Origin of the sequence: Streptomyces sp. NPDC005898, from assembly GCF_040629635.1 — a bacterium.
Classification (GTDB): Bacteria; Actinomycetota; Actinomycetes; order Streptomycetales; family Streptomycetaceae; genus Streptomyces.
The window spans coordinates 15,361-28,695 of the sequence record NZ_JBEXWC010000022.1 but is presented as its reverse complement, the minus strand read 5'-3'; the positions used below and the strand labels follow the sequence as shown (position 1 = coordinate 28,695).

Annotated in this window: 5 protein-coding genes; 2 read left to right on the top strand and 3 right to left on the bottom strand. The window is 74.0% G+C overall.

From position 1 onward, the window contains the following. Positions 1 to 43: 43 nt before the first annotated feature. Positions 44 to 268, top strand: coding sequence for a hypothetical protein (locus ABZ385_RS25455; RefSeq protein ID WP_358578813.1), 225 nt, complete (start codon positions 44 to 46; stop codon positions 266 to 268). 94 nt (positions 269 to 362) lie between these two features. Further along, positions 363 to 3,281, top strand: a complete 2,919-nt coding sequence (locus ABZ385_RS25450) for an AAA family ATPase (protein WP_358913330.1) — start codon at positions 363 to 365, stop codon at positions 3,279 to 3,281. 60 nt (positions 3,282 to 3,341) lie between these two features. On the opposite strand, the gene ABZ385_RS25445 is transcribed toward ABZ385_RS25450, so the two are convergent. From ABZ385_RS25445 to ABZ385_RS25435, 3 genes are read right to left on the bottom strand one after another with little or no spacing between them, the layout of a single operon-like run. Continuing rightward, on the bottom strand, positions 3,342 to 4,604 hold the full coding sequence (locus ABZ385_RS25445; RefSeq protein WP_358700114.1) for an MFS transporter: 1,263 nt from the start codon (positions 4,602 to 4,604) through the stop codon (positions 3,342 to 3,344). Positions 4,605 to 4,663: 59 nt separating this feature from the next. Next, positions 4,664 to 6,016, bottom strand: coding sequence for a cytochrome P450 (locus ABZ385_RS25440; RefSeq protein ID WP_358578805.1), 1,353 nt, complete (start codon positions 6,014 to 6,016; stop codon positions 4,664 to 4,666). Next, positions 6,013 to 13,332: an amino acid adenylation domain-containing protein gene (locus tag ABZ385_RS25435; protein ID WP_358913328.1), complete on the bottom strand. Its 7,320-nt coding sequence runs from the start codon at positions 13,330 to 13,332 to the stop codon at positions 6,013 to 6,015. Before ABZ385_RS25435 ends, ABZ385_RS25440 begins: the two co-directional genes overlap by 4 nt. Positions 13,333 to 13,335 lie beyond the last annotated feature (3 nt).

Here is a 13,335-nt window from a genome sequence, read left to right as displayed (position 1 = left end):
GCACCACACTCCACTTCAGGTTCCGAGAAAGGGACTCACCACCATGCGCGAGCTCCAGGTCAACGCCACCGCGGACATCACCACCGACGCCGTCGACGCCACCACCGCGTCTCCCGCCGAGGACCCCGCGGGCGGCATCACCCTGTCGGGCCGCAACAGAGCGTGCGCGCGGGCCCGCGCCCTGGCCGGTCTCGTGCTCACCAGCGGACTCGTGGTCACGCTGAGCCAGATGGACACCAGCGTCTCGGCCCCGAACGTCACCTGGTAGGAGACCTGTTCGCGCCGCGATCGCGCGGGAGGGCACGAGGGAGAGGCCGACTTTGGGTGCACGGCCGACCTGCGCATGAACTAGATTTGCGCACATGCCCCGTACGCGGTACATCATCGGTCGTGACGCACACCTCTTGGAGATCAAGCAGGCGTTGACCGAGGCGAGGGACGGACGGGGCGGGGTCGTCTTCCTGGTCGGCGAAGCGGGCATCGGAAAGTCCCGGCTCGCCGCCGAGGCCGTCGGAATGGCCTTCACCGCCGGAATGCGGGCACTGCGGGGCCGGAGCAGCACCACCGGCCCCACCGTGCCTTTCCGGCCCTTGACCGAAGCGCTCATGGCGCTGTTCCGCGGCGGGCCGAGCGGCGGCCCGTCCCTGGACGACCTGCCGCTCGGGCCCTACCGGCCCGCGCTGGGCCGGATCATCCCGGACTGGAGCAGCGACGCCCAGGACAACAGCTCGATGGTCATCCTCGGCGAGGCCGTGCTGCGGCTGCTCATCGCCACCGGCCGGGAGGACGGCCAGCTCCTCCTGCTGGAGGACCTGCACGACGCCGACCCCGAGACCCTCGCGGTCGTCGAGTACCTCGTGGACAACCTCGAATACACCAACGTCGTCCTCCTGGTCACGATCCGCACCGAATCCTGCGACGCCCTCGACATGGCCGAATCGGCGCGCCGCCGCGGGGTGGGAACCGTCCTCCAGTTGGCCCCGCTGACCCGCCCCGAGGTCCGCGCCGTGATCGCCGCGCAGCTCGACACCGAACCGGACGGCGTGCCGGAGGCGGCCCTCGACCGGCTCTGGGACGACAGCGCGGGCAGTCCCTTCCTCGTCGAGGAACTCCTCCAGGGCATGATCGGCAGCGGCGCCCTGGTCCGCGCCGAGGACGGCTGGCGGGTCGTCGGCGACCTGCGCAGCGACGTCTCCACGGCCCTCGCCCGCGGCATCCTGCGACGCGTCGACCGCCTCGCTCCCCAAGGCCTGACCCTGCTGTCGGCCGCCGCCGTCATCGGCCGCCGGTTCCCGCTGACCGTGCTGCAGCGGATGACCGGGATCGACGACCGCAGCCTGCTCAGCCACCTGCACGCGGGCGTCGCGGCGCAGCTCGTCGTGCACGACGAACCGGCCCCCGACTGGTACGCGTTCCGCCACTCGCTCACCGCCGAGGCGCTGCTGACCCAGCTCACGCCCACCAACCGGGCGGAGATGTCCGGGCGCGCCGCCGACGCGGTCCAGGCGCTCTATCCCGACCTGGAGGGCGCATGGTGCCCGCTGGTCGCGGAGTTGCGTGCGCAGGCCGGGGACGACGGGGAAGCGGGGCGGCTGTTCACCGTCGCGGGAATGCGGGCCCTGGGAGCCGGCGCCATCGGCTCGGCGGTCACCCTGCTGGGCCGGGCCGAGCGGCTGCTCGCGGCCAGCGGGGACGCGGCGGGCCGTACCACCGCCATGGAGGCCCTGCTGCCCGCCCTCGCCGAAGCCGGCGACTTCGCCCAGGCCTTCGGTTTCGCCGAGAACCTGCACACCCTCGGCGGCAGCGGCCTGAGCGCCGCGCGCCTCGCCGCCCTGCACACCCGGCTGGCGAAGGTCGCCCACACCGCCGGGCGCTGGGAGGACGGGAACCGGCAGATAGCCCAGGCCAGAGCCCTGCTCGCCGAACACCCCGACGAGTGCGGCACGGCCTCCATCGACGTCACGGCCGCCTATCTCGCCCTCGACACCCCGGGCCCCGACCGCACCCAACTCGCCGAGAAGCTCGCCTACTCGGCGCTCCAGGCCGCCGAACGGCACGGTCTGCCCACGGTGGTCTGCCAGGCCTGGGAACTGCTCGCCACCCTCGCCCGCGAGCGTGACTTCGACGAGGCCACGGCCCTGCTGGAATCGGCCCTGCACACCGCCGAGCAGCACCAGCTGCCGCTCCAGCGGATGTACGCCCTCACCCGCATCGGCGGGAACAACTGGCTGACCGAGGGCAACACGGTCCCGCTCCTCGCGGCCCGCAGCGAGGCCCAGCGGCTCGGCTCCGCCACCATCGTGTACACCATCGACAGCATCATGATCCTGGACGCGGCGCTGCGGGCCGATTTCGCCGCCGCCGCGCAGGGCGCCGAGGAGTGCCTGGCCGTCGTACAGCGGCTGCGCCTGGCCCCCGTCACCCGCTACGTCCTGATGGCCAAGGCGACCCTCGCGGCGCACCAGGGCGACCGGGCGGCCATGGAAGGGGCGCTCGCCGCCTTCGCCGAGTGGGACGGCAGAGGTTCCCAGGAGGAGCCGCTGACCCGGGGCCTGGCGCGCGCGTTCTGCGCGCTGCTGGAGGAGGACCGGCCCGCCGCCGTCGACGAACTGCACGCCGTGGCCGAGCTGGAGAACACCAACCCCAGCACCTACTACCTCAGCGGCCGGTACGGCGTCGGGCTGCTCCTGGACGTGCTCTCCGGCGAGGCAGGCCGCGGCCCCTACGAGAACATCGCCGCCACCGCCCCCGGCCGGATGCGCTGGAACCGGCAGTTCGTGCACTTCGCGGGCGCCGTGCTGCTCGGCCGGGAGGGCAGACCCGACCTGGCGGCCGCGGCCGTCAACGAGGCCCTGCGCACCGCCGAGCCGTACGCCACCGCCCTGCACCTGGGCCTGCGGCTGATCGCCGAGTCGGCCCACGAGGACGGCTGGGGCGAGCCGGTGGCCTGGCTGCGCCGCGCCGAACTCCACTTCCACCAGCAGCAGGTGGCCCCGGTCGCCAACGCCTGCCGGGCCGCCCTGCGCCGGATGGGCGCTCCCGTCGCCCAGCGGCGCAGCGGCTCGGGCGACATCCCGGACGTCCTGCGCACCCAGGGGGTCACGGTCCGCGAGTACGAGGTCTTCCGGCTGCTCGCGGAGCGGCTGGGGAACAAGGACATCGCCGACCGCCTCTACATCTCGCCCCGCACGGTGGAGAAGCACATCGCCAGCCTCGGGGCCAAGACGGGCCGCGGCAACCGGGCCGCCCTGTGCGAACTCTCGGCCTCCCTGCGGGCGTAGGGCCCGACGAGCCGCGGCGGGGTCCGCCCCGCCCTGTCCACCGCACCCGGTACCGCCCGCTCAGCGCATCCCCCGCACCGCCCGGGAGCTGAGCAGACCCACCGCCGTCAGCGCGAGGAGGGCGCCCGACACCGCGAACATCGGGCCGCTGCCGCTCTGGGCCAGGCCCCCGCACAGGATCAGGGAGACGGGCGCGATGGCGTAGCCGAGGACCATGTCGATGGAGATCACCCGGCTGAGCACCGAGGGATCGATGGTGCGCTGGATCCAGCTGAGGCCGAAGACGCCCTGGAAGCCGATGCCGAAGCCCATCACCAGTACGGTCACGAACGCGGTCACCGTACTGTCCGTCAGCCCCAGCACCGCCATGCCCGCCGCGAGCCATCCGGCGAGCCCGGCGATCAAAAGACCCACCCGGGGCAGGCCGCTGAGCGATCCGCCGACCAGTGTGCCCAGCAGCGCGCCGCCCGCCAGGGCGCCGTTGAGCAGGCCCAGGGCCGCGGACCCGCCGTGCAGGTCCACCTTGGCGAGGGTCGCGAAGCCGACTGTGAAGGTACCGGCGTAACAGAAGGTCATCACCGTGTCGATGACGAGGATCGAGCGGATCCGCGGGTCCTCCAGGGCGTAGCGCAACCCGGCCCGCATCCGGGTGAACAGGGAGTCCCCGGCCTCCGGCGCGGCCGGAGCCGGCGCCGCCTCCCCCGGCTCGTCCCGCGCCGCGGCCGTCCGTATCCGCGAGACGCACAGCCCGCAGAGCGCGAAGCACACTCCGTCGACGAGGAAGGCGACGGGCGCGTCCGAGAGGGCGACCACCATGCCGCCGACGGCGGGGCCAAGGACGGACGACACCTTGGTGCCGACCGCCAGGAGCGCGTTGGCCGGGGCCAGTTGCTCCTTGGCCACCACCGAGGGCAGGATCGAGGCCCGGGCCGGCTGGAAGAACGCGTCGACGGCGCCGAACGCGGCGGCGGCGCAGCACAGCATCGCCACCGTCAGCGACCCCGTCATCCCGATCAGCCCGACGCCCCCCATCAGCACGGCCCGGGCCCAGCTGGAGAGCGTCATCAGGGTCCGCGGGGACCACTTGTCGCTGAGTGAGCCGCCGACCAGGGTCAGCAGTGCCCGCGGCACCGCCTGGAAGGCGAGGACGTAGCCGAGGGTGAGGGTGGACTGCGTCAGGCTCAGGGTGATCCAGGAGAAGGCGATGTAGCTGAAGCCGTCCCCCAGCAGGGACAGTGACTGTCCCAGCCACAGCATCCGGAAGGCGGGCAGCTTGGCGGGTGCGCGCAGCCGCGTTCCCGCGCTGGTCAGCGTGGTGGCCATGATCGGACCCTTCGTCGGGCCGCCGGGGCGGCCGCGGTGCGGTGGCGGACGGCCACGCGTCAGTAGTGGACGGGCAGCGCCGTCAGGGCGCGGTTGAGCAGGGACGGTTGCCAGGTGTGCCGGTCCGTGGCCAGGGCCAGGTCCGGGTACTCGCTGACGAGGACGCCGACCACCGCGCAGGCCACCAGCCGGGCCAGCGCGGCCCCGATGCAGAAGTGCGCGCCGAAGCCGAACCCGAGGTGCGAGGCGCTGCCCCGCGCGACGTCGAAGGCGTCCGGGTCGGCGAACCGCTCCGGGTCCCGGTTGGCGGCGGCCGTGACCAGGAACAGCCGGTCACCGCCGCGCACCGGGCGTCCGTCGAGGTCGAAGTCCCGCGCCGCGCTGCGGATGGACATCTTCGAGGGGCCGTCGTAGCGCATCGCCTCCTCGACGGCGAGCGGCACCAGGTCCGGATCGGCGCGCAGCGCCGCCAGCTGCGCGGGGTGCCGCAGCAGGGCGAGCACGGTGTTGACGATCAGGTTGCTGGTGGTCTCGCCGCCGGCGAAGGCCATCTGGGTCAGCATCCCGACGAACTCCTCCTCGCTGACCGACTTCCCGATCTGGCCGCCCGCCAGCACGCAGCTGATCAGGTCGTCCTTGGGGTCGGCGCGGCGCTCGCGGACCAGACCGGCGAGGTAGTCGTCCAGTTTCACCAGGGACTGGAGGGACGTGCGGTACTCGCGTTCCTCCTGGGCGGCCCCGAGGACCAGGTCGCCCACCCGGGCGTTCCAGTACCAGAAGGAGGGGCCGTGCGCCTGGGGGACGCCCAGCCAGCGGGCGAAGACCAGCGCGGGCAGCGGCCGGGCGATGTCGGCGAGCAGGTCCCCGCGGCTGCCGGGGACGCTGCGCCGGGCCAGCATGGCCCGGGTGGCCCGCTCGACGAACGTCCGGTAGCGGCCGATGGAGCGCGCCGAGAACTGCTCCTGGAAGACCTGGCGCAGCCGCCGGTGCTGCGGAGCGTCGTTGAAGACCATCCAGCGGGAGAGGACGGAGTACGCCCGCTCGGTGTCCTCCCGGGCGCCCTCGGGGACGGCGTCCATCAGCGGGCCCACCCGCTCGGCGGAGACCGCCGGGTCGCGCAGGCAGTGCATCAGGTGGCCGTGGCCGGTGACGAGCCACGCGCGGTGCATGGCGGACCAGTGGACGGGGTCGTGCTCGCGCAGGGAGTTGAGGTACGGGTACGGGTCCGCGTTGACGGCGGGGTCGAGCAGGTACCGCTCGGTGAAGGGGGCCCGCGGAGGCCGCGGTGCGGGCGGAGCCGTGCGGGGCGCCGTGGCCGGCGGGGCGGTCCGCCCGGACATGGGGCACACCGGGGCGGAGAGGTCCGCGGGAGCGCTCGGGTCGGTGGGCGTGTGCGTGGTCAGGACGGTCATCGGCGTGCCTCCGACTGGATCCGGCCGAGCACAGCAGCGGTCTTGTGCATCAGCCGTTCGGACATCATGGACATGTGGTCGCCTTCGGTGACGTGGACGGTCAGCCCGCCGAGCGCGATCTCGCGCCAGCGTGCGACGTAGGTGCGGAAGTCCACGTCCAGCCCGGGCATCGGTTCCCCGTCGGGAAGTTCCGCGGCCGCGCTGCCCACCAGGAGGTGGACGTGGCCGGGGTAGGGGCGCAGTACGTAGTCGGACAGGGCGGTCAGCAGCGAGTGCCAGACCTCGATGGGGGCCTGCTCCACCAGGGCCGCCTCGCCCGGGCTCATCCCGGCGCCCAGCAGCAGGGTGGTGAGCTCGGCCGCGGCCGCGTCCCGCTCCGGGGACGGCGGCAGTTCACGGAGGCGGTCGCGCATCCGCAGCCCGCGCTCCATGTCGCGGCCCACCGCCGCGAGGCGTTCGCAGGCCGCCGGGTGGGGCAGGTGCGGCTCGATCAGTGTCAGGGGTGCGACGGTGTGACCGGCCTCGTGCATCTGGGTGGCCATCTCCAGGGCGATGTTGGCGCCCATGGACCAGCCCAGCAGGTCGTGCGGGCCGTCCCCGCCGTGGGCCGTGATCTCGGCCGCGTAGTTGGCCGCGATCCCGGAGATCGTGGTCGGGTCCACCCCGCCGAGCAGGCCGCGGGCCTGGAAGGCCCGTACCGGCTGACCGGGCGGCAGGGCCCGGGCGAGCGGCACGTACCAGGCGCCACTGCCGCCGCTGGGGTGCACGCACCACAGCGGGGTGCCGTCGCCCTCGCGCAGGCGGACCTCGGAGGTGACGGCCTTCGGGCCGGGGGCTGCCCGCGAGGCGTCGGCGCCGGCCGCACGCTCCGCCGCCTCGGTGGCGCGGGCGGCGAGCCGGGCGATCGTGGGCAGTTCCAGCAGGTCCCGTACGGAGACGCTCAGCCCGCGTGCGGCCGCCTGCGCGGCGACCCGGACGGTGGACAGGGAGCTCCCCCCGAGGGCGAAGAAGTCGTCGTGGACGCCGACCCGCGCGATGCCGAGGACCGTGCGCCAGACCTCGGCGAGTGCCACCTCGGCCGGGGTGCCCGGCGCGACGTACTCGGTGGCGCTGCCCAGCCGGTCGGCCGCGGGCAGGGGCAAAGCCTTCTTGTCGACCTTGCCGCTGCTGTTGACGGGCATCGCGTCGAGGAAGACGAACCGCGCGGGGACCATGTACGCGGGCACTTTGGCCCGCAGCGCCAGGCGGAAGGGCTCGACGACGGGCCGCACGCCCTCCTCGGGCACCACGTACGCGACCAGCGCCGGTTCCGGCAGGTCCCGCCGCAGCAGGACCACCGCCTGCTGCACCTCGGGCAGTTCCCGCAGCCCGTGCTCGATCTCGCCGAGCTCGATGCGGAACCCGCGCAGCTTCACCTGGCTGTCGCGGCGGCCGAGGACCTCCACGGCGCCGTCGGGCAGCTGGACGCCGATGTCTCCGGTACGGCACAGCCGGTCGCCGGGGGCGCCGTACGGGTCGGGGACGAACGTGGCGGCGGTCAGGCCGGGGCGGTTCACATAGCCGCGGCCGATGGCCCGCCCGCCGAGGTAGACCTCGCCCTGCACCCCGACGGGAACGGGCTGGAGGTCCTCGTCGAGCACGTAGACCTGGGTGTTGCGGATCGGCCGGCCGATCGGCGGGCGCCCGCAGTCGGGCCCGAGCGGGGCGGAGACGGACCACACGGTCGTCTCGGTGAGCCCGTAGACGTTGTGGAAGAGCCGTCCGCGCGCCCACTTCTGGGGCAGTTCCGCCGGGCAGGCCTCGCCGCACACCTGGAGGGTCCGCAGCGCGGGGAAGCGGTCCTCGCCGAGGGCCGCCAGGGCGCTCGGGGCCAGCATCGCGACGGTGATCCCGTACTCCAGCAGGGTGTTCGCGAGGTCGGCGCCGGGGCGCAGTCCCTCCCTCGTCGGGGTGCACAGCTGGGCGCCGTTCGCCAGGGCCCAGGTCAGGTCCATGATGGAGACGTCGAAGCTGAGCGAGGCGAACTGGAGCACCCGGTCCTCGGGCGTCACGGGGAACAGGTCGCGCTGTCCCTCCAGCATGTTGGTCAGGCTGCGGTGCTGGATGGTGACGCCCTTGGGCGTGCCCGTGGAGCCCGAGGTGTAGAGGACGTAGGCCGCGTTGTCCGCGGTGACGGCGAGCCTCGGCGCCGGGACCTCGACGGGCTCCGCCCAGGTCGCCGGATCGTCCACGACCAGGGTCGGGCCGTCGAAGGGCACCGTCCCCAGCAGCGAGGACTGGGTGATCAGCACCGGCATGCCGCTGTCCTCGACGATGAACTTCAGCCGGTCGGAGGGGTGCTGGGACTCCAGCGGCAGGAAGGCGCCGCCCGCCCGCAGCACACCGAGCACGGCCCGGACCAGCTCCGGACCCCGGTCGAGGCAGATGCCGACGGGCACCTCGGGTCCGACCCCGAGGGCGCGCAGCCGGTCCGCCAACTGGTGTACGGAGGCGTCGAGTTCGGCGTAGGTGACCTCCCGGTCACCCTGTCGGACGGCCACCGCGTCGGGTGTGCGCACGGCGTGTTCGGCCACGCACTCGTGGAACATCAGCGAGGTGCTCGGCAGGTCGGGGCCGCGGCCCCACTCCTCCAGCGCCCGCATCCGCGCCTCGCCGGCCAGTGCCGGCGCCGTGACCGGGTCCTCCGGGCGCGTGGCCATCGCCTCCAGCACCCCGCACATCAGGTCGGCGAGCTGTTCGGCGGTGGCGGGCGCCAGGTAGTCCGGGTCAACGTCGAGGGTGAGGGACTCCACGCTCGCGTTGAGCATCAGCGGGAACGCGGTGCGGGCGATCTCCAGCGAGTCGTCCCAGCTGTCCCCGGACAGCCGGTGGAAGTTCACGTAGTTGAAGAGGGTGTCCGCCACGCGCGGAGCGCCGGACCTCAGCTGCGCCATCCGCGCCAACGGCACCCTGCGGTACGGAAGCATCTCCTGCTCGGCCGCGAACGCCGCCTTCAGGTACTCCAGCCAGCTGCCCCGGGGGCGGCGCACCCCGAACGGCACGGTGTTGAGGAACAGGCCGCGCATCCGGTCGGAGCCGGGAACCTCGGGCCGGCCGTTGGTGACCAGGCCCACCGAGTGGCCCTCGGCGGAGCCGTCGCGCTCGGCGAACAGGCTCATGGTGTGGTGGAACGCCGTGAGCAGGACGGTGCGGCGGGGCACCCTGGCCAGCCGGGCCAGCCGGCCGATCGGCTCGGCCAAGGACGCGTACGAGCGCCGCACCTCGTGCACGAACTGACCGCTGTCGGAGGCCTGGGTGCCGCGGCGGTTGAACAGGACCGGGCTGAGGTCGGCCAGCGCCGAGCGCCAGTACTCCAGGCCCTCCTCGTCGACCAGCGCGGCCCGCTCCAGCGCGACGTACTCGGCGTACGGGGGCGCCTTCGGCAGCTGCGGGGTCCGGCCGTGCGCCACGGCCTGCCGGTGCAGGTCGAGCAGGTCCGCGATCAGCGAGGTGAGGCTCCAGCCGTCGAGCACCACGTGGCAGTCGGTGAGCGTGAGCCGCAGCTCCTGGTCGGTGAGCCGGTGCAGGTGGATCCGGACCAGCGGCGCGGCCGCCAGGTCGAAGCGCCGGGAGAACTCGGCTTCGACGTAGGCCCGTACGGACGCCCACTGCTCCTTGTGGGTCAGCGCGCGCAGATCGCTGTAGCCCACCGGCAGCGCGGCGGTCGCGTGCACCAGCTGGAGCGGCTCGGAGAAGGAGACCAGGTCGATGGAGGACCGCAGGATGCTGTGGCCCCGTACGACGGTGTCCACGGCCGCCTGGAAAGCGGCGAGGTCGAAGCCCTCGGGCACGGTGATCTTGAGGTCGGTGACGTTGTGGTAGGCGCCTCGGCTCGGGTCGGCGAGCATCTCGTGCAGCATGCCGGCCTGGAGCATGGTCAGTGGATACGCGTCGTCGAGGCCCTGCGGCAGCCGCGCCGCGTCGGCCGGGTCGAGCTGGGAGAAGGGCTCCACGGGTGCGGGGCCGGTGTCCTCGGCGGTCCGTGTCGCCAGCGCGGCCAGGTCGCCCAGGGTGCGGGCCCGGAAGAGGTCGGGGACGCTGAGGCCCAGCCCCGCGGAGCGGGCCTGCCCGATCACGCGCAGGGCCAGCATCGAGTCGCCGCCCAGGTCGAAGAAGTTCGCCGTACGGCTGATCCGCTCGGCTCCCAGCACGTCCGACCAGATGCGGGCCAGCGCCTCCTCGGCCGCACCCGTCGGCGGGACGTGCCCGGCGGGCGCCGCGGCCCCCTCGACGGCCACCGCCACCAGGGCCTTGCGGTCCACCTTGCCGTTGGAGGTGAGGGGCAGCTTCGGGTGCCGGACGAACAGCGCGGGCACCATGTACTCGGGCAGTGTCAGGCGCAGCCGGTCGCGCAGGTCCGGCGCGTCCAGCGGGCGGCCCTCGGTCAGCACCAGGTGGGCGACCAGGCGGGCGCCGCCGTGCGCGTCGGGCCGGGCCACCACCGCGGCGTCCCGGACGCCGGGCAGGGAGCGCAGCGCGGTCTCGATCTCGCCGGGCTCGATGCGGAAGCCGCGGATCTTCACCTGGTGGTCGGCGCGGCCCGCGTAGGCGAGCTGTCCGTCGGGAAGCACGCGGACGAGGTCGCCCGTGCGGTACATCCGGGCGCCGTCGCCCGGGGCGAACGGGTCCGACGGGAAGCGCTCGGCCGTCAGTTCGGGCCGGTTGCGGTAGCCGCGGGCCACCCCGCCGCCCGCCACGTACAGTTCGCCGACCGTGCCGCGGGGCGCGAGACGCCCGTGCCGGTCCAGGACGTACCCGTGCTGGCCGGCGAGGGGGCGGCCGATCGGCGAGTACACCGGGGAGACCGTGTCCTCCTCGGTGATCAGCCGGTACGTCACGTGCACGGTCGTCTCGGTGATCCCGTACATGTTCACCAGCGCGGGCCGCCCGGCCGCGGGACCGGCGAACCAGTCGCGGTAGTCCCGGGCGTCGAAGGCGTCCCCGCCGAAGATCACCGTCCGCAGGGCCAGGGCGGCGAAGTCCTCGCCCCGCTGGGCCAGATGGCCCCGCAGCCCCTTGAAGGCGGCCGGGGTCTGATTCAACACGGTGACCCGCTCGTCGCGCAGGACGGCGTGCACCGCGGCGGGGTCGCGGACCTCGTCCTCGGTCAGCACCACCACCCGCCCGCCGGAGGTCAGCGGACCCCACAGTTCCCAGACGGAGAAGTCGAAGGCCGGGGAGTGCAGCAGGGTCCACACGTCGTCGGCGCCGAAGCCGAAGTGGTGGTCGGCCGCGCCCAGCAGCCAGGCCAGGTTGGCGTGGGTGACCTCGACGCCCTTGGGCTGACCCGTGGATCCCGAGGTGTAGATCACGTAGGCGAGCGAGTCCGGGCCCGGGACCACGGACGCGAGGTCCGCCGCGTCGGGAGCGCCGGCGCCGGCGGTCGCGGTGGTGTCCGTCAGCGGGACCACCCCGACCGCGAGGCCCTCCACGGCCGCGCGCCCGGTGTCGTCGGTGACGACCCACTCCACCCCCGCGTCGGCGATGGTGAACTCCCGCCGGGCCCGCGGGTGCGCCGGGTCCAGCGGCAGGTACGCCGCCCCGGCACGCCACACCCCGAGGAGTGCCACGGCCAGGTCCACCGACCGGCCCAGGCACACCCCGACCAGGGACCGCGGCCCGATCCCGGCCGCTCGCAGCCGCCCGGCCAGCGCCAGGGAGGCCGCGTCCAGCTCGGCGTAGGTCAGGGAGCGGCCGCCGCCGGAGACGGCCACCGCGGTGGGCGTCCGGCCGATGTGCTCGCTCAGCCGCTCCCAGGCGAGCCGGGGCGCGGTGGCCGCGCCGTCCGCCGCCGTAGTGAGGGGCCGGTTCGCCGGGCCGTCGGGGCCGAGCAGCTCGGCCCGCTCCGGCGCCGTGAGCAGCTCCATCCGGCTCAGCGGGAGGGCGGGGGCCCGGGTGAAGGCCCGCAGCACCGCCACGGTGTGTTCCGCCAGCCGGGCCATCGACTGTGCCGCGAACAGGTCGGGGCGGTAGACGAAGCGCAGGCCGAGCCGGCCCGCGTCGTCCAGGACGTCCAGCGTCAGGTCGAACTTGGCGGTGTCCAGGTCGATCGGAAAGGCCGTGCCGGTGGCGCCGCCGAGGGCGTACTCGCCCCGCTCGGCCGTGCTGTACGTGAACAGCACCTGGAAGAGCGGGTTGCGCGACAGGTCCCGTTCGGGACTCAGCTCCTCGACCACCCGCTCGAAGGGCAGCGTCTGGTGCGAGAGCGCCCCCAGCACGCTCGCCCGGGTCCGGGCGAGCAGCTCGTCCCCGGTCGGGTCGCCCGTCAGGTCGGCCCGTACCACCAGGGTGTTGACGAAGAACCCGACCAGTTGCTCGGTCTCCGGCCGTTCGCGGTTGGCGACGACCGTGCCGATCGCGACGTCGTCCTGTCCGCTGTGGAAGCCCAGCGCGGCCTGGAACGCGGCCATCGTGGTCATGTAGGGGGTGGTGTCGGTCCGCCGGCCCACCTCCCTCAGCGCCCGCGTCAGCTCTTCGGGCAGCTCTACGGTGTGCACGGCCGCGGCGTAGGAGCGGGTGGCCGGGCGCGGGTGGTCCAGGGGCAGTTCGAGCGGGACCAGACCGGCCAGGGCCGCCCGCCAGTAGGCGAGGTCGGCGCTCTCGTCGCGGCCGCGCTGCCAGATCGCGTAGTCGGCGTAGGCGATCGGCGCCGGGTCGGCGGGCGGCGCGGTGCCCTCGGACCGGGCCCGGTGGAAGGCGCGCAGGTCCCGCATGAGGAGGTCGAGGGACCAGCCGTCGGCGACGATGTGGTGCAGGGCCAGGATGAGCACGTGGTCCTCGGCCGAGACGCGGACCAAGGTGGCCCGGAAACCGGGCTCGACGGTCAGGTCGAAGGGGCGCAGCGCCGCCGAGCGCACGGCCTCGGCCACGGTCCGGGCATCCGCTCCCGCGGGCAGTTCCACCAGGTCCAGGCCGCTGCCGTCGGCGGACCGCACCTCTTGCGCCGGTACGCCGTCCACGTCCGGGAAGACCACGCGCAGCTGCTCGTGGCGCACGACCAGGTCGCCGACGGCCGCGTCCAGTGCGAGGACGTCGAGGGGGCCGGTGAACCGCCAGGCGGCGGGCATCAGGTACTCGGTGCCCCGCGGGTCGAGCCGGTGGAGGAAGTAGAGGCCCTGCTGCGCGGCGGACAGCGGGACGCGGTCCGGACGGGGCGAGACGCGGGGGATGCCCGCCGGGGCGCCGGCGCGGCCCCGCAGTCTGCGCTCCAGCAACTCACGTGCGGCGGAGGAGAGTCCGGGCTGAACGGTGGAGGTCTCGACCTGGGAAGTGGTCATGGC